General features: G+C 50.9%; 11 protein-coding genes, 4 tRNA genes and 2 rRNA genes. 16 read left to right on the top strand and 1 reads right to left on the bottom strand.

What is annotated here, in order from left to right; genetic code table 11:
* The first annotated feature begins 347 nt into the window (after window positions 1-347).
* From A6A26_RS06195 to birA, 4 genes are all read left to right on the top strand, one after another.
* Window positions 348-3254: ribosomal RNA gene (locus A6A26_RS06195) — 23S ribosomal RNA — on the top strand.
* A gap of 209 nt (window positions 3255-3463) precedes the next feature.
* Window positions 3464-3579, top strand: a 5S ribosomal RNA gene (rrf, locus tag A6A26_RS06200).
* Window positions 3580-3886: 307 nt separating this feature from the next.
* The gene (gene murB, locus A6A26_RS06205) at window positions 3887-4924 is read left to right on the top strand and encodes a UDP-N-acetylmuramate dehydrogenase (protein ID WP_063877937.1); all 1038 of its coding nucleotides are present in this window, start codon (window positions 3887-3889) and stop codon (window positions 4922-4924) included.
* Entirely contained in the window at window positions 4921-5880 is a 960-nt protein-coding gene (birA, locus tag A6A26_RS06210) for a bifunctional biotin--[acetyl-CoA-carboxylase] ligase/biotin operon repressor BirA (protein ID WP_063877938.1), read from the top strand. Before murB ends, birA begins: the two co-directional genes overlap by 4 nt.
* A 45-nt stretch (window positions 5881-5925) precedes the next feature.
* Here the strand turns inward: birA and coaA are convergent, their stop codons facing one another.
* Window positions 5926-6873 (bottom strand): type I pantothenate kinase, encoded by a 948-nt coding sequence (coaA, locus tag A6A26_RS06215; RefSeq protein WP_063877939.1) that lies wholly within the window; start codon window positions 6871-6873, stop codon window positions 5926-5928.
* A gap of 1349 nt (window positions 6874-8222) precedes the next feature.
* Between coaA and A6A26_RS06220 the strand changes: the two genes are divergently transcribed.
* From A6A26_RS06220 to rpoB, 12 genes are all read left to right on the top strand, one after another.
* Window positions 8223-8298, top strand: a tRNA-Thr gene (locus A6A26_RS06220).
* Window positions 8299-8305: 7 nt separating this feature from the next.
* A tRNA-Tyr gene (locus A6A26_RS06225) sits at window positions 8306-8390 on the top strand.
* A 193-nt stretch (window positions 8391-8583) separates the two neighbouring features.
* Window positions 8584-8658: transfer RNA gene (locus A6A26_RS06230), tRNA-Gly, on the top strand.
* A gap of 5 nt (window positions 8659-8663) precedes the next feature.
* Window positions 8664-8739, top strand: a tRNA-Thr gene (locus tag A6A26_RS06235).
* Window positions 8740-8846: 107 nt separating this feature from the next.
* On the top strand, window positions 8847-10031 hold the full coding sequence (gene tuf / locus A6A26_RS06240; RefSeq protein ID WP_013027471.1) for an elongation factor Tu: 1185 nt from the start codon (window positions 8847-8849) through the stop codon (window positions 10029-10031).
* Between the two features lie 229 nt (window positions 10032-10260).
* On the top strand, window positions 10261-10644 hold the full coding sequence (gene secE, locus A6A26_RS06245; RefSeq protein WP_014606967.1) for a preprotein translocase subunit SecE: 384 nt from the start codon (window positions 10261-10263) through the stop codon (window positions 10642-10644).
* A gap of 1 nt (window position 10645) precedes the next feature.
* On the top strand, window positions 10646-11191 hold the full coding sequence (nusG, locus tag A6A26_RS06250) for a transcription termination/antitermination protein NusG (protein WP_003848088.1): 546 nt from the start codon (window positions 10646-10648) through the stop codon (window positions 11189-11191).
* A gap of 148 nt (window positions 11192-11339) precedes the next feature.
* Window positions 11340-11768: a 50S ribosomal protein L11 gene (gene rplK, locus A6A26_RS06255; protein WP_006121495.1), complete on the top strand. Its 429-nt coding sequence runs from the start codon at window positions 11340-11342 to the stop codon at window positions 11766-11768.
* A 3-nt stretch (window positions 11769-11771) separates the two neighbouring features.
* Window positions 11772-12476, top strand: a complete 705-nt coding sequence (gene rplA, locus A6A26_RS06260; RefSeq protein WP_063877940.1) for a 50S ribosomal protein L1 — start codon at window positions 11772-11774, stop codon at window positions 12474-12476.
* Between the two features lie 425 nt (window positions 12477-12901).
* Window positions 12902-13399: a 50S ribosomal protein L10 gene (gene rplJ, locus A6A26_RS06265; protein ID WP_003848098.1), complete on the top strand. Its 498-nt coding sequence runs from the start codon at window positions 12902-12904 to the stop codon at window positions 13397-13399.
* 63 nt (window positions 13400-13462) lie between these two features.
* Window positions 13463-13825, top strand: a complete 363-nt coding sequence (gene rplL / locus A6A26_RS06270; RefSeq protein WP_009092660.1) for a 50S ribosomal protein L7/L12 — start codon at window positions 13463-13465, stop codon at window positions 13823-13825.
* A 330-nt stretch (window positions 13826-14155) separates the two neighbouring features.
* Entirely contained in the window at window positions 14156-18184 is a 4029-nt protein-coding gene (gene rpoB, locus A6A26_RS06275; protein WP_063877941.1) for a DNA-directed RNA polymerase subunit beta, read from the top strand.
* The last annotated feature ends 17 nt before the right edge of the window (window positions 18185-18201 follow it).

Raw genomic sequence — 18201 nt, forward strand, 5'->3', positions numbered from 1 at the left:
ACTGATATTACTGTATTTCTGAAAAATACTTCAGAGCGTACCGGCGACGGTGTGCTGCGAAGTATTATGCTCTTTAACAATCCGGAACAAGCTGAAAATTTGAAACGACGCATTGTCGTGTTCCTCCGTAATAAGGAACACAGCACAACGCGTTCGAGTCTCTCAAAAGCTTACAGCTTACAAGCTAACTGTTATGCAGTAGCGCGCGAGCAGTGAAGAAAGCAAGGCGCGTCGGCGCACAGCCAGCGGAGCGTACTGAAGTACGTGAGCATGGCGAGCACCGCGCAACGACGCATTCTTTACGCGCAGCCGTTACGGTATTACAGATAAACGCCTGTGGGTTGTGAGGTTAAGCGACTAAGCGTACACGGTGGATGCCCTGGCAGTCAGAGGCGATGAAGGGCGTGCTAATCTGCGATAAGCGCCGGTAAGGTGATATGAACCGCAATAACCGGCGATACCCGAATGGGGAAACCCAGTGTGACTCGTCACACTATCATGCAGTGAATACATAGCTGCATGAGGCGAACCGGGGGAACTGAAACATCTAAGTACCCCGAGGAAAAGAAATCAACCGAGATTCCCCCAGTAGCGGCGAGCGAACGGGGAGGAGCCCAGAACCATCATCAGCTTGTGCATCAGTGGAAGCGTCTGGAAAGTCGCAGGGTACAGGGTGATACTCCCGTACACAAAGGTGCACAGGCTGTGAGTTCGATGAGTAAGGCGGGACACGTGGTATCCTGTCTGAATATGGGGGGACCATCCTCCAAGGCTAAATACTCCTGACTGACCGATAGTGAACCAGTACCGTGAGGGAAAGGCGAAAAGAACCCCGGCGAGGGGAGTGAAACAGAACCTGAAACCGTGTACGTACAAGCAGTGGGAGCCTTCTTTATGGGGGTGACTGCGTACCTTTTGTATAATGGGTCAGCGACTTATATTCTGTAGCAAGGTTAACCGTATAGGGGAGCCGCAGGGAAACCGAGTCTTAACTGGGCGTTAAGTTGCAGGGTATAGACCCGAAACCCGGTGATCTAGCCATGGGCAGGTTGAAGGTTGGGTAACACTAACTGGAGGACCGAACCGACTAATGTTGAAAAATTAGCGGATGACCTGTGGCTGGGGGTGAAAGGCCAATCAAACCGGGAGATAGCTGGTTCTCCCCGAAAGCTATTTAGGTAGCGCCTCGTGAACTCATCTCCGGGGGTAGAGCACTGTTTCGGCTAGGGGGCCATCCCGGCTTACCAACCCGATGCAAACTGCGAATACCGGAGAATGTTATCACGGGAGACACACGGCGGGTGCTAACGTCCGTCGTGAAGAGGGAAACAACCCAGACCGCCAGCTAAGGTCCCAAAGTCATGGTTAAGTGGGAAACGATGTGGGAAGGCACAGACAGCCAGGATGTTGGCTTAGAAGCAGCCATCATTTAAAGAAAGCGTAATAGCTCACTGGTCGAGTCGGCCTGCGCGGAAGATGTAACGGGGCTAAACCATGCACCGAAGCTGCGGCAGCGACACTATGTGTTGTTGGGTAGGGGAGCGTTCTGTAAGCCGTTGAAGGTGTGCTGTGAGGCATGCTGGAGGTATCAGAAGTGCGAATGCTGACATAAGTAACGATAAACAAGGTGAAAAACCTTGTCGCCGGAAGACCAAGGGTTCCTGTTCAACGTTAATCGGAGCAGGGTGAGTCGACCCCTAAGGCGAGGCCGAAAGGCGTAGTCGATGGGAAACAGGTTAATATTCCTGTACTTGGTGTTACTGCGAAGGGGGGACGGAGAAGGCTATATCAGCCGGGCGACGGTTGTCCCGGTTTAAGCGTGTAGGTGTGTGTTCCAGGCAAATCCGGTTCACTTTACACTGAGGCGTGACGACGAGGCACTACGGTGCTGAAGTGATAAATGCCCTGCTTCCAGGAAAAGCCTCTAAGCATCAGGTAACACAAAATCGTACCCCAAACCGACACAGGTGGTCAGGTAGAGAATACCAAGGCGCTTGAGAGAACTCGGGTGAAGGAACTAGGCAAAATGGTGCCGTAACTTCGGGAGAAGGCACGCTGGCGCGTAGGTGAAGGGACCTGCTCCCCGAGCCGAAGCCAGTCGAAGATACCAGCTGGCTGCAACTGTTTATTAAAAACACAGCACTGTGCAAACACGAAAGTGGACGTATACGGTGTGACGCCTGCCCGGTGCCGGAAGGTTAATTGATGGGGTTAAGCGCAAGCTGAAGCTCTTGATCGAAGCCCCGGTAAACGGCGGCCGTAACTATAACGGTCCTAAGGTAGCGAAATTCCTTGTCGGGTAAGTTCCGACCTGCACGAATGGCGTAATGATGGCCAGGCTGTCTCCACCCGAGACTCAGTGAAATTGAAATCGCTGTGAAGATGCAGTGTACCCGCGGCAAGACGGAAAGACCCCGTGAACCTTTACTACAGCTTGACACTGAACACTGAGCCTTGATGTGTAGGATAGGTGGGAGGCTTTGAAGCGTGGACGCCAGTCTGCGTGGAGCCAACCTTGAAATACCACCCTTTAATGTTTGATGTTCTAACGTAGGCCCGTGATCCGGGCTGCGGACAGTGTCTGGTGGGTAGTTTGACTGGGGCGGTCTCCTCCTAAAGAGTAACGGAGGAGCACGAAGGTTGGCTAATCCTGGTCGGACATCAGGAGGTTAGTGCAATGGCATAAGCCAGCTTGACTGCGAGAGTGACGGCTCGAGCAGGTGCGAAAGCAGGTCATAGTGATCCGGTGGTTCTGAATGGAAGGGCCATCGCTCAACGGATAAAAGGTACTCCGGGGATAACAGGCTGATACCGCCCAAGAGTTCATATCGACGGCGGTGTTTGGCACCTCGATGTCGGCTCATCACATCCTGGGGCTGAAGTAGGTCCCAAGGGTACGGCTGTTCGCCGTTTAAAGTGGTACGCGAGCTGGGTTTAGAACGTCGTGAGACAGTTCGGTCCCTATCTGCCGTGGGCGCTGGAGAATTGAGGGGGGTTGCTCCTAGTACGAGAGGACCGGAGTGAACGCACCGCTGGTGTCCGGGTTGTCACGCCAGTGGCACTGCCCGGTAGCTAAGTGCGGAAAAGATAAGTGCTGAAAGCATCTAAGCACGAAACTTGCCCCGAGATGAGTTCTCCCTGACCCTTTAAGGGTCCTGAAGGGACGTTGAAGACGACGACGTTGATAGGCCGGGTGTGTAAGCGCAGCGATGCGTTGAGCTTACCGGTACTAATGACCCGTGAGGCTTAACCTTACAACGCCAGAGGCGTTTTGGTTGAGAGACGAATTAAATTTTCAGCATTGTTTACCGGAAAAGAATTTGCGGAAACGACAGATTTTGCGGCATGAGAAGGCGCAGAGCGATGACGTCAGCGGGAGCATACTGAAGTATGTGACCGTTGCGGCAGAGCGAATGCAACGCGTTCATGGCGTAAAAGAGTCGTTTCGTGCACAAAGAATTTGCCTGGCGGCTGTAGCGCGGTGGTCCCACCTGACCCCATGCCGAACTCAGAAGTGAAACGCCGTAGCGCCGATGGTAGTGTGGGGTCTCCCCATGCGAGAGTAGGGAACTGCCAGGCATCAAACAAGTGAAGAAGCCCTGAACGAAAGTTCAGGGCTTTTTTACGTCCGTAACCTGCGGAAAGCGGGTCTTCAAGATCGCTCCTCCTGCTTTATTGCCTTCTGCACACAGCCATTCTTATCCTCATATGTGACACAACCGCAAAATCATCCTGTATTAGCCTGCTTGTACGCTCTATTCCCGCTGCTATTGAGATTATTCAAGAGCAACAGCATCCCAGAAAGCCATTCACCGCACGCAATTTCCCCCGCATTATCGTTGTGATGCGGTAAACTACGGCCAGATTAACCAGTTAAGGCCGTCTCATGTCCAGTTCGAACACCTCATTAAAAGCCGACAACACGCTGGGGCTTGATGTCAGCGCAAAAACACGCATTGTCGCCGAAACGACTGAAGCGATACTTTCAGCCTGGCAAATGAGCCAGCACAATCAGCAACCTTTTTTGGTCCTTGGGGAAGGCAGCAACGTGCTGTTCCTTGAAGACTTCGCGGGCATTGTCGTGATCAACCGTATCAAAGGGGTTGAGATCCGCGATGAGAATGAGAGCTGGAAACTGCATGTTGGGGCGGGTGAGAACTGGCATCAACTGGTGAAAACTACGCTGGAGAAAGGGATTTCAGGCCTGGAAAACCTTGCGCTCATTCCTGGAATGGTGGGATCAGCACCTATCCAGAATATTGGCGCTTATGGGGTAGAGTTAAAAGATGTATGTGAGTACGTCGACGTGCTGAATTTGCATACCGGCATCACGCAACGCCTGAGCCGGGAGGCGTGCCAGTTTGGTTACCGTGACAGTATTTTCAAACACCAGTACCAGTCAGGCTATACGATTATTGCCGTCGGTTTCTCATTAAAAAAACACTGGCAGCCCGTCCTCACCTATGGTGATTTAAAAACGCTAAATCCTGCGACGGCAAATGCCTGGGATGTCTTCCATGCGGTCTGCCATATGCGACAGAGTAAATTACCGGATCCGAAAATAACCGGTAACGTGGGCAGTTTTTTTAAAAACCCGGTGATAACAGGTCCGCAGGCCGCTGCGTTGCTGAATGAGTACCCGACGATGCCAAATTACCCTCAGTCTACAGGTGATATTAAACTTGCAGCAGGCTGGCTTATCGATCAATGCCAGCTCAAAGGCTACCGGATTGGCGGTGCGGAAGTTCACCAGCAGCAGGCTTTAGTGCTAATCAATGCTGGAAATGCCACACCTGATGACATTGTCGCTCTGGCAAAAAGCGTGCGCGCACACGTAGGTGAAAAATTTAATGTCTGGCTGGAGCCAGAAGTCCGTTTCATTAAGGCACAAGGTGAATGCAACGCTGTAGAGGTAATCTCATGAAGGATCACAGCGTACCATTGAAATTAATCGATATCCTGGCAGATGGCGAATTTCACTCTGGTGAGCAGCTAGGAGAAACGCTTGGCATGAGCCGTGCGGCGATTAATAAGCATATTCAAACGCTGAAAAGTTGGGGCCTTGACGTGTATACCGTGACGGGTAAAGGCTACAGTTTCCCTGCACCGCTTCAGTTACTGAATGAACAAGAGATTCTTGCTCAGCTGTCCCAGCCTGATATTGCAGTCATACCAGTGATTGATTCAACGAATCAGTATTTACTCGAACGCATGAATTCACTGCCCTCAGGATCGGTCTGTGTTGCTGAATATCAGCAAGCAGGGCGAGGACGACGTGGGCGGCACTGGTTTTCGCCTTTTGGTGCCAACCTCTATATGTCTATGTACTGGCGTCTGGACCAGGGACCGGCAGCTGCAATGGGGCTCAGTCTGGTGATTGGTATCATTATGGCAGAGACCCTGCGGTCGCTGGGTGCCCAAGACGTACGGGTGAAATGGCCCAACGATATTTACCTTAATGACAGAAAGTTAGCAGGTATTTTAGTCGAATTAACCGGTAAAACCGGCGATGCCGCTCATATTGTCATTGGTGCCGGAATAAATCTGGCGATGAGAAATGCCGAAGCAGCCCAGATTAATCAGGGCTGGATTAATTTGCAGGAAGCTGGCGTAACCATTAATCGTAACGAGCTTGCGGCAAAACTGATCAATCGCCTGCGTGAAGCATTACCCGTATTTGAGCAGGAGGGCTTAGTCCCCTTTGTCGCGCGCTGGGCTGAACTGGATAACTTCATTAATCGCCCGGTGAAATTACTGATTGGCGAACGAGAAGTGCACGGCATCGCTCGCGGTATTGATAACCAGGGTGGTTTGCGGCTTGAACAAGACGGGATAATTAAATCGTGGGTCGGGGGAGAAATATCGCTTCGACCGCTTTGAGGAATAAATAAAGCCTGCTTTTTAGCAGGCTTTATATACCGTTGACTATTTTCTGAGACGCAGCTTTTCTACCGCATGGTTCCCGCTTTTAGTCATAATCAAACTGGCCCTTTCACGTGTAGGAAGAATATTTTCCTTAAGGTTCAACCAGTTAATTTCTTTCCACAACGCGCCGGCAATGTTCACAGCCTCGTCCTCAGGCAACTGAGCATAGTGGTGAAAATAAGAGTTGGGATCGGTAAAAGCGCCCTGACGAAATTTCAGAAAACGATTCACATACCAGCGCTGTAATAGATCTTCTTCCGCATCTACGTAGATTGAAAAATCCACAAAATCAGAGACAAAAACATGATGCGGATCATGAGGATAATCCATGCCACTCTGCAGCACATTTAATCCTTCCAGAATCAGAATGTCAGGTTGCTTAACCACCTTGTCACCATCCGGAATCACATCATAAATTAAATGGGAATAGACGGGAGCCGTGACCTGGCTGGCCCCTGACTTAAGGTCAGAAACAAATTTAACCAGCCGATGCATATCATAGGATTGAGGAAAGCCTTTTTTCTTCATTAAGCCGCGTTCTTTAAGCACAGCGTTGGGATGAAGAAAACCATCTGTCGTAATGAGCTCAACCTTACGGTGTCCGGGCCAGCGGCTCAGAAGCGCCTGTAAAACACGGGCGGTAGTACTTTTGCCAACCGCGACGCTGCCTGCAATGCTGATGATATAGGGAATTTTTTGCCCATTCGTTCCCAGAAACTGTTCCAGCACGGCCTGGCGGCGGACATTTGAACTGATATAGAAATTAAGTAAACGTGAGAGTGGCAGATAGATTTCTGCCACTTCTTCAATTGAAAGATCTTCATTGATCCCTTTCAATTGGGCGATCTCATCCTCTGACAGCGTCATGGGAACCGAGTCGCGTAATGCCGCCCACTGTTCACGTGTGAACTGTAAATAAGGCGTGGTGAGTGATGTCGTTTTATCCATAAGTATACATTTGACTGCAGATTCAAACCCATCTGTACATTTTGCCGATCACTATCCGGGTAGTGTAGAGAAATGAATTGCCGGTCACAGGGTTATTAACGAGAACAATGGGCTGGAGGGTATCACCAGTATAGCTTTTAAAAGAAGTAAAAAATAAACAGTAAACTGCTTTCGCAAGGCTCACCGCAGATTTTGATAAATCTTCAATGTAGGGGCTTGAAATCTTTAATCGTTATGCTTTTTTATCCTCGTTGAGGCATCAGCCACTTCTCAAGTAAAAAAAGCAGTAACCGTCATTACGTCTGGATAGCCATATATTGAGGATATGCCGCACATTGACATCGGGTCTTGTAGAAATAATTAGCACCCATGTTGATACCACAGTGCAGTAGTCGTACTCAGCATGCTGTCTGAAAGCCGCACCAGGCACATAAACCATGTGCTGCCACGCCTTCTCTGGCGTTAAGACATCCCCGCTGGAGGTGGTCCCCGCTTCCCCTGTCACCTGTGAAGCCCTTACAGGCTATCAGAACGCTGCACCGGGCACGTACACTATGGACTGCCACATCTTCTCTGGCGTTAAGCGCATTGACGCTGTATATGGTCTCTGCTTCCCCTGTCGCGTTGTGCACGTCCCAACAGGCTGTCTGAAAGCTGCACCAGGTACATAAACGATGTGCTGCCACGTCTTACTCTGGCGTTAAGCGCATTCCCGCTGGGTTGTTCTCTCAGCGTCTCCTGTCACGCCAGTTTGTCCACACAGGCTCTCTGTCAGCTGCCATGATGCGTCAGGCACATGCACAGGGGCTTTCTCTATAAGGTTAAGCACATCCTCGCGACTTGTGTCTCGGCATCTCCTGTCGCGCTAAGCATGTTCACACAGGCTTATTATCTGTCACTGTAGGATTACGGGTTGTCTCCCACCTTCCTCTGTCACATCACACTTCCCCGAAGGAGCGGTCTGCATCTCTCCATCTAAGGCGGATCATCATGACAAGCAGTGACCGGTGAAGGATTTTTTAGGGGTGCAGCTCGTGCTGAGGCTTGTGTGACCGTACGATTTAAATTGAAGCGCGGTTTAGTCGGTTGAAAACTGAGCAGTTAATACACTTTTTTGCTGAGTAAGCCAAAAAACGTGATGCAGCCGGACAAGTAAAGGGGCAATACCCTGCAGGGCGCAAAAAGGCAAGGGCGAGAGTGAAGAGAAATTTTGACCAGTAATTGGGTGTTATTTCTGCAGATCGGGGATAAATTGCGATGCTTTGCACAAATAGTAAGCGATAGAACAAAAACAGTGATTTTTTTGTTGCATCCTTCTGCCGACCTTCCTAGAATGCGCGTCACTTGATGCCGGCTTAGCTCAGTTGGTAGAGCAACTGACTTGTAATCAGTAGGTCACCAGTTCGATTCCGGTAGCCGGCACCATCAAGTAGGTGGGATTCCCGAGCGGCCAAAGGGAGCAGACTGTAAATCTGCCGTCACAGACTTCGAAGGTTCGAATCCTTCTCCCACCACCATCTCAACCCCCGGGTTGAGAAACAGATAAACAACCTGTTTGTCTGGCAGGTGAGTCACTTCTTCTCACCCTGAATTCAGATTGGGTGTAAGCTCAGTCAAAGCCAGTCAGCTCCGCTGACAGGCAAAGAATAATAGGGGACTTCCCCTGTTATTCACAAGCTACAGAAAGAACAGGTAGCCGAGTTCCAGGATGCGGGCATCGTATAATGGCTATTACCTCAGCCTTCCAAGCTGATGATGCGGGTTCGATTCCCGCTGCCCGCTCCAGATGTGCTGATATGGCTCAGTTGGTAGAGCGCACCCTTGGTAAGGGTGAGGTCCCCAGTTCGACTCTGGGTATCAGCACCACTTCCTTTATCTCCCTCCTGATTTTTCTCTGTAACTCCTTGCAGTCAGGCAATGCCTGGTTAATGTGACTATATCTTTGATATATCCGTGTCTTAGAGGGACTAGCGATGGCTAAAGAGCAATTTCAACGTAACAAACTGCACGTAAACGTGGGAACCATCGGTCACGTTGACCACGGTAAAACCACCCTGACTGCAGCTATCACCACCGTTCTGGCTAAAACCAACGGTGGTCAGGCGCGTGCGTTCGACCAGATCGACAGCACCCCGGAAGAAAAAGCACGTGGTATCACCATCAACACTGCACACGTTGAGTATGAAACCCCGTCTCGCCACTATGCGCACGTTGACTGCCCAGGCCACGCCGACTATGTGAAAAACATGATCACCGGTGCTGCGCAGATGGACGGCGCGATCCTGGTTGTTGCTGCGACTGACGGCCCAATGCCGCAGACCCGTGAGCACATCCTGCTGGGTCGTCAGGTAGGCGTTCCTTACATCATCGTGTTCCTGAACAAGTGTGACATGGTTGATGACGAAGAGCTGCTGGAACTGGTTGAGATGGAAGTCCGTGACCTGCTGTCACAGTACGACTTCCCGGGCGACGATACTCCAATCGTTCGCGGTTCAGCTCTGAAAGCGCTGGAAGGCAACCCAGAGTGGGAAGAGAAAATCGTTGAGCTGGCTGGTCACCTGGATAACTACATCCCGGACCCGGTACGTGCAATCGATATGCCATTCCTGCTGCCAATCGAAGACGTATTCTCAATCTCTGGTCGTGGTACCGTTGTGACCGGTCGTGTAGAGCGCGGCATCGTTAAAGTCGGCGACGAAGTTGAAATCGTGGGTATCAAAGATACTGCGAAATCAACCTGTACCGGCGTTGAAATGTTCCGCAAACTGCTGGACCAGGGTCAGGCAGGCGAAAACTGTGGTGTTCTGCTGCGCGGTATCAAGCGTGAAGACATCCAGCGTGGTCAGGTACTGGCTAAGCCGGGCTCAATCAAGCCACACACCAAGTTTGAGTCAGAAGTCTACGTTCTGTCTAAAGACGAAGGTGGCCGCCATACTCCGTTCTTCAAGGGCTACCGTCCACAGTTCTACTTCCGTACCACAGACGTGACCGGTTCAGTAGAGCTGCCAGAAGGCGTTGAGATGGTCATGCCGGGCGACAACATCAAAATGGTTGTTACCCTGATTCACCCAATCGCAATGGACGAAGGTCTGCGCTTCGCCATCCGCGAAGGCGGCCGTACCGTTGGCGCGGGCGTTGTTGCCAAAGTTATCGCTTAATTACCGATAATATTTGACGCAATGCACGTGGAAAGGGCATCATTTGATGCCCTTTTTGTACGCTGTTACATAGAACCTGACTCATCAGTGATTGTGAACCATAATCATTGCTGAGACAGGCTCTGTTATGTGGCGCTGGATACCGAGTTACGCCCCAAAAGCTCATTCGGTTTGGATGCCTCGCAATGCGGGGCAGAATAGTTTCTGAATTATTGTGGCAGGTTGGTTTATGAGTGCGAATACCGAAGCTCAAGGGAGCGGGCGCGGCCTCGAAGCGCTGAAGTGGGTAGTGGTAGTCTTATTACTGCTTGCGGCGATCGTAGGTAACTACCTCTATCGCGATGTGACGCTGCCTTTGCGCGCGTTGGCTGTAGTAGTCCTGATTGCGGCAGCAGGCGGCATTGCGCTTTTGACGACGAAAGGCAAAGCAACCGTGGCCTTTGCACGTGAAGCAAGAACCGAAATGCGTAAAGTTATCTGGCCAACCCGCCAGGAAACACTGCATACCACGTTAATCGTTGCCGCGGTTACTGCCGTGATGTCACTGATTTTGTGGGGGCTGGATGGTATTCTGGTCCGTCTGGTATCGTTTATCACTGGCCTGAGGTTCTGAGATGTCTGAAGCTCCAAAGAAACGCTGGTACGTCGTGCAGGCGTTTTCCGGTTTTGAAGGCCGCGTAGCACAGTCGCTGCGTGAGCACATCAAATTGCACAACATGGAAGAGCTGTTTGGCGACGTCATGGTTCCTACAGAAGAAGTTGTTGAGATCCGTGGTGGTCAACGCCGTAAAAGCGAGCGCAAATTCTTCCCCGGCTACGTATTGGTACAGATGGTGATGAATGACGCCAGCTGGCACCTGGTACGCAGTGTTCCGCGCGTTATGGGCTTTATTGGCGGTACATCCGATCGCCCGGCGCCTATTAGCGATAAAGAAGTTGATGCGATTATGAACCGCCTGCAGCAGGTGGGTGATAAGCCGCGTCCAAAAACGCTGTTCGAGCCAGGCGAAATGGTACGTGTCAACGATGGTCCATTTGCCGACTTTAACGGTGTGGTAGAAGATGTGGATTATGAGAAGAGTCGTTTGACCGTTTCTGTGTCCATCTTCGGACGTGCAACACCAGTAGAACTCGACTTCGGTCAGGTAGAGAAAGGCTAACCTTTCCCGACTTACAATTTGGCTGTTGCAGCAGGCGCGAAATTTAACTATAATTTCGCGCCTTTTGTTTTTATGCGCTGGCAACAGCGTATAAATCGTTACCACGGGGAGCCTTCTACAGGCGCTATAACCCAATTGAGGAATTATCATGGCTAAGAAAGTACAAGCCTACGTCAAGCTGCAGGTTGCAGCTGGTATGGCGAACCCAAGTCCACCGGTTGGTCCAGCTCTGGGTCAGCAGGGTGTTAACATCATGGAATTCTGTAAAGCGTTTAACGCGAAGACCGAATCTCTGGAAAAAGGTCTGCCAACACCTGTTGTTATCACCGTATACAGCGACCGTTCTTTTACCTTTATTACCAAAACGCCTCCGGCTGCCGTTCTGCTGAAAAAAGCAGCAGGCATCAAGTCAGGTTCTGGTAAGCCGAATAAAGATAAAGTCGGTAAAGTGACTCGTGCTCAGGTACGTGAAATCGCAGAAACTAAAGCTGCGGACATGACGGGTTCCGACGTTGAAGCGATGACTCGCTCAATCGAAGGTACTGCTCGTTCCATGGGCCTGGTTGTAGAGGACTAAGAAATGGCAAAGCTGACCAAGCGCATGAGCGTAATTCGCGACAAAGTAGACGCGACCAAGCAGTACGATATTGCTGAAGCAATCGCTTTACTGAAAGAACTGGCTACCGCTAAGTTCGTAGAAAGCGTTGACGTTGCCGTTAACCTCGGCATCGATGCACGTAAATCTGATCAGAACGTGCGCGGCGCGACTGTTCTGCCACACGGTACTGGTCGTTCAGTACGTGTAGCTGTCTTCACCCAAGGCGCAAACGCTGAAGCTGCTAAAGCAGCTGGCGCTGAGCTGGTAGGTATGGAAGACCTGGCCGATCAGATCAAGAAAGGCGAAATGAATTTTGACGTTGTGATTGCATCTCCAGATGCAATGCGCGTTGTTGGCCAGTTAGGCCAGATTCTGGGTCCACGTGGCCTGATGCCAAACCCGAAAGTGGGTACTGTAACGCCTAACGTTGCTGAAGCGGTTAAGAACGCTAAAGCAGGTCAGGTTCGTTATCGTAACGACAAAAACGGCATCATCCACACTACCATCGGTAAAGTGGACTTCGATGCTGACAAATTGAAAGAAAACCTGGAATCTCTGCTGGTTGCGCTGAAAAAAGCCAAACCTGCTCAGGCGAAAGGCGTGTACATCAAGAAAGTTAGCATCTCTACCACCATGGGCGCGGGCGTTTCCGTTGACCAGGCTGGTCTGACTGCCGTAGCAAACTAATTTCTACTTGAAACGGGCGAAAAATTCACCTAGAATCTTACGCCCGTTGTTCTGCATTCGTGCAGACGTAGAAGTGCGTGATTCAGATTGCGGTAAGACGGTGGCTGAGTCGGCTACCCGGAGCATGGTCAACTGTGCAACGGAAGCGGATAAAGACAGTCGGCGCAATAGCAATTTGAGTGGCGACACGCGACCCAAATTTTAGGTTGGAGCCAGGCCTTATCCTGGCCTCCGTCCAAGACCGCAGGAGCGGCACATCCTCGGATGTAATGCTTAATACCCTGCGTAGACGGTGACAGAACCAAAAGATATTTTTCTTAACTGGATTCTGCTCACCGTGTAATAGCGCTTATTTTCCTCCGGGCGAGTAAGTGAAGTGAGTTCCGGGGAAATCCTTCCCCGGTCAAATCCAGGAGCTAAAGCTAATGGCATTAAATCTTCAAGACAAACAAGCGATTGTTGCTGAAGTCAGCGAAGTAGCCAAAGGTGCGCTTTCAGCGGTTGTTGCGGATTCTCGTGGCGTTACCGTTGATAAAATGACCGAACTGCGTAAAGCAGGTCGTGAAGCTGGCGTTTACATGCGTGTTGTTCGTAACACCCTGCTGCGCCGCGTCGTTGAAGGTACTCAGTTCGAGTGCCTGAAAGACACGTTTGTTGGTCCGACCCTGATTGCATATTCTATGGAACACCCGGGCGCTGCTGCTCGTCTGTTCAAAGATTTCGCGAAAGCGAATGCAAAATTCGAGGTCAAAGCTGCAGCCTTTGAAGGTGAGCTGATCACGGCGGCCAATATTGACCGTCTGGCAACTCTGCCGACCTACGAAGAAGCACTGGCACGTCTGATGTCGACCATGAAAGAAGCCGCTGCCGGCAAACTGGTTCGCACTCTGGCTGCTGTTCGCGATGCAAAAGAAGCGGCTTAAGGCCTCTCTTTTCTTCGTACTTGCTAACGTATAAACTTTTTCTGATTCTTAGGAACAATTGTTATGTCTATTACTAAAGACCAAATTCTGGAAGCCGTTGCCGCTATGTCCGTAATGGAAGTAGTTGAGCTGGTTTCTGCTATGGAAGAAAAATTCGGCGTTTCTGCTGCTGCTGCTGTAGCTGTTGCTGCTGGCCCAGCTGAAGCTGTTGAAGAGAAAACTGAATTCGACGTCGTTCTGAAAGCTGTTGGCGCGAACAAAGTTGCAGTTATCAAAGCCGTACGTACCGCAACTGGTCTGGGCCTGAAAGAAGCCAAAGATCTGGTTGAAGCAACTGGCGTGATCAAAGAAGGCATCAGCAAAGATGACGCAGCTGCACTTGAAGCTGCTCTGAAAGAAGCTGGCGCTGAAGTTGAAGTTAAGTAAGACAACCCTCGGGTTGCAGTCTGAGTAGTTTCAGACTGATGGCTGGTGGCTTTTTGGTCACCAGCCTTTTTGCGCTCCAGGGCCTCAATGGGGTTTCACACTGTTTGTCCATTGTTGCTCTTCAATATCTTTCTCTATCGACGACTTAATATACTGCTTTCCCGTGCGGGTTCCCTGCCCACGCTGAAGCAATGAAATGATTTAAGCGTGATAGAAAGAGGTATTGCACACACTGCAAAGCAGTAGGTGAATCAAACAAAATCGTGTTGCATGAACTGTCCTGTCAGGACGGACAGCGTGGGTCGACTTGTCAGCTAGCTGAGGAACCCTATGGTTTACTCCTATACCGAGAAAAAACGTATTCGTAAGGATTTTGGTAAACGTCCACAAGTTTTGGACATACCTTATCTCCTTTCCATCCAGCTTGATTCGTTTCAGAAGTTTATCGAGCAAGATCCAGAAGGTCAGTACGGACTGGAAGCTGCATTCCGCTCTGTATTCCCTATCGCGAGCTACAGCGGCAATTCTGAGTTGCAGTATGTCAGCTATCGCTTAGGTGAACCTGTCTTTGACGTGAAAGAGTGTCAGATCCGTGGCGTGACCTACTCGGCACCGCTGCGCGTGAAACTGCGTCTGGTGATCTATGAGCGCGAAGCGCCAGAAGGCACTGTAAAAGACATTAAAGAACAAGAAGTCTACATGGGTGAAATTCCGCTCATGACTGACAACGGTACCTTTGTTATCAACGGTACTGAACGTGTTATCGTTTCTCAGCTGCATCGTAGTCCTGGCGTGTTCTTTGACAGCGATAAGGGTAAAACCCACTCATCGGGTAAAGTGCTGTATAACGCACGTATCATCCCTTACCGTGGTTCATGGCTCGACTTCGAGTTTGACCCGAAAGACAACCTCTTCGTCCGTATTGACCGTCGTCGTAAGCTGCCGGCCAGTATCATTCTGCGCGCACTGCATTACACCACTGCTCAAATCCTCGACGTCTTCTTCGAGAAAGTGGTGTACGAAATCCGTGACAACAAGCTGCAGATGGAACTGGTGCCAGAGCGCCTGCGCGGTGAAACCGCGACTTTCGATATTGAATCGAATGGCACGGTCTACGTTGAGAAAGGGCGTCGCATCACTGCGCGTCATATTCGTCAGCTGGAAAAAGACGCTATCCAACACATCGAAGTGCCTGTTGAATACATCGCGGGCAAAGTGGTTGCTAAAGACTACATCGATGAGAACACCGGTGAGCTGATCGTCGCGGCGAATATGGAACTGTCGCTGGATCTGCTGGCGAAGCTGAGCCAGTCTGGTCACAAGCGCATTGAAACGCTGTTCACCAACGATCTGGATCACGGCCCTTACATCTCCGAGACGCTGCGCGTTGACCCAACCAATGACCGCCTGAGCGCGCTGGTTGAGATCTACCGCATGATGCGTCCTGGTGAGCCGCCAACGCGTGAAGCTGCAGAGAACCTGTTTGAGAACCTGTTCTTCTCTGAAGATCGTTACGATCTTTCTGCAGTCGGCCGCATGAAGTTTAACCGTTCGTTGCTGCGTGATGAAATCGAAGGTTCAGGTATCCTGAGCAAAGAAGACATCATTGAAGTGATGAAAAAACTGATCGACATCCGTAACGGTAAAGGCGAAGTGGACGATATCGACCACCTCGGTAACCGTCGTATTCGTTCAGTCGGTGAAATGGCTGAGAACCAGTTCCGTGTCGGTCTGGTACGTGTTGAGCGTGCAGTGAAAGAGCGTCTTTCTCTGGGCGATCTCGATACGCTGATGCCACAGGACATGATCAACGCCAAGCCAATTTCGGCGGCGGTGAAAGAGTTCTTTGGTTCCAGCCAGCTGTCTCAGTTTATGGATCAGAACAACCCGTTGTCAGAGATTACGCACAAGCGTCGTATCTCTGCTCTCGGCCCGGGTGGTTTAACCCGTGAGCGTGCCGGCTTCGAAGTGCGTGACGTACACCCAACGCACTACGGTCGTGTCTGCCCAATCGAAACCCCTGAAGGTCCGAACATCGGTCTGATCAACTCCTTGTCTGTGTACGCGCAGACGAACGAGTACGGTTTCCTGGAAACGCCTTATCGTCGCGTTATTGACGGTGTGGTTTCCGATGAAATTCATTACCTTTCTGCAATCGAAGAAGGTAACTACGTTATCGCTCAGGCGAACACCAATCTGTCAGAAGAAGGTGCGTTCGTTGATGACCTGGTCACCTGCCGTAGCAAAGGCGAATCAAGTCTGTTCAGCCGCGATCAGGTTGACTACATGGACGTTTCCACCCAGCAGGTGGTTTCTGTCGGTGCGTCACTGATCCCGTTCCTGGAACACGATGACGCCAACCGCGCCCTGATGGGTGCGAACATGCAACGTCAGGCCGTTCCTACTCTGCGTGCTGATAAGCCGCTGGTAGGTACCGGTATGGAGCGTGCTGTAGCCGTTGACTCAGGTGTTACCGCGGTTGCGAAACGTGGCGGTACCGTTCAGTACGTTGATGCATCTCGTATCGTTATCAAAGTAAACGAAGACGAAATGTATCCGGGCGAAGCGGGTATCGACATCTACAACCTGACCAAATACACCCGTTCTAACCAGAACACCTGTATCAACCAGATGCCATGTGTATCTCTGGGTGAGCCAGTTGAACGTGGTGATGTGCTGGCTGACGGCCCATCCACCGATCTCGGTGAGCTGGCGCTCGGTCAGAACATGCGCGTCGCGTTCATGCCGTGGAATGGTTACAACTTCGAAGACTCCATCTTAGTCTCCGAACGCGTGGTTCAGGAAGATCGCTTCACTACCATCCACATTCAGGAACTGGCATGTGTGTCTCGTGACACCAAGCTGGGGCCAGAAGAGATTACCGCTGATATCCCGAACGTGGGCGAAGCTGCACTCTCTAAACTGGATGAGTCCGGTATTGTTTACATCGGTGCTGAAGTGACCGGCGGTGACATTCTGGTGGGCAAAGTGACGCCGAAAGGCGAAACCCAGCTGACACCAGAAGAAAAACTGTTGCGTGCGATCTTCGGTGAAAAAGCGTCTGACGTTAAAGATTCTTCTCTGCGTGTACCTAACGGTGTTTCCGGTACGGTTATCGACGTTCAGGTCTTCACCCGCGATGGCGTGGAAAAAGACAAACGTGCGCTGGAAATCGAAGAGATGCAGCTGAAGCAGGCTAAGAAAGACCTGTCTGAAGAGCTGCAGATCCTGGAAGCGGGCCTGTTTAGCCGTATCCAGTCTGTTCTGATTTCGGGTGGCGTTGAAGCAGACAAACTGGACAAGCTGCCGCGTGAGCGTTGGCTGGAACTGGGTCTGACTGACGAAGCCAAGCAAAACCAGCTGGAACAGCTGGCCGAGCAGTACGACGAACTGAAGCACGAGTTTGAGAAAAAACTCGAAGGCAAGCGTCGTAAAATCACACAAGGCGATGATCTGGCACCTGGCGTGCTGAAAATCGTTAAGGTTTATCTGGCCGTTAAACGTCAGATCCAGCCTGGTGATAAAATGGCGGGTCGTCACGGTAACAAAGGTGTTATCTCTAAGATCAACCCAATCGAAGACATGCCTTACGATGAGAACGGTACGCCGGTCGATATCGTACTGAACCCGCTGGGCGTACCATCGCGTATGAACATCGGTCAGATCCTTGAGACTCACCTGGGGATGGCAGCGAAAGGTATCGGCGAGAAAATCAACGCGATGCTGAAGAAGCAGGAAGAAGTCGCCAAACTGCGCGAATTCATCCAGCGTGCTTACGATCTGGGCACTGATGTGCGTCAGAAAGTTGACCTGAATACCTTTACTGATGACGAAGTCCTGCGCCTGGCTGAGAACCTGAAAAAAGGTATGCCAATTGCCACGCCGGTGTTTGATGGTGCGAAAGAGAGCGAAATCAAAGAGCTGTTAGAGCTTGGCGGTCTGCCTTCTTCCGGTCAGATTACCCTGTTTGATGGCCGTACGGGCGAGCAGTTCGAACGTCAGGTAACCGTGGGTTATATGTACATGCTGAAACTCAACCACCTGGTTGATGACAAGATGCACGCACGTTCTACCGGTTCCTATAGCCTCGTTACTCAGCAGCCGCTGGGTGGTAAGGCACAGTTCGGTGGTCAGCGCTTCGGTGAGATGGAAGTATGGGCGCTGGAAGCTTACGGTGCTGCGTATACCCTCCAGGAAATGCTTACCGTTAAGTCTGATGACGTTAATGGCCGTACCAAGATGTATAAGAACATCGTGGATGGCAACCATCAGATGGAACCTGGCATGCCTGAATCGTTCAACGTACTGTTGAAAGAGATTCGTTCGCTGGGTATCAACATCGAGCTGGAAGACGAGTAACCCTCAGTAACAGGCCT

Origin of the sequence: Pantoea sp. OXWO6B1 (genome assembly GCF_001641135.1) — a bacterium.
In the GTDB taxonomy this organism is placed as follows: Bacteria; Pseudomonadota; Gammaproteobacteria; order Enterobacterales; family Enterobacteriaceae; genus Pantoea; species Pantoea allii.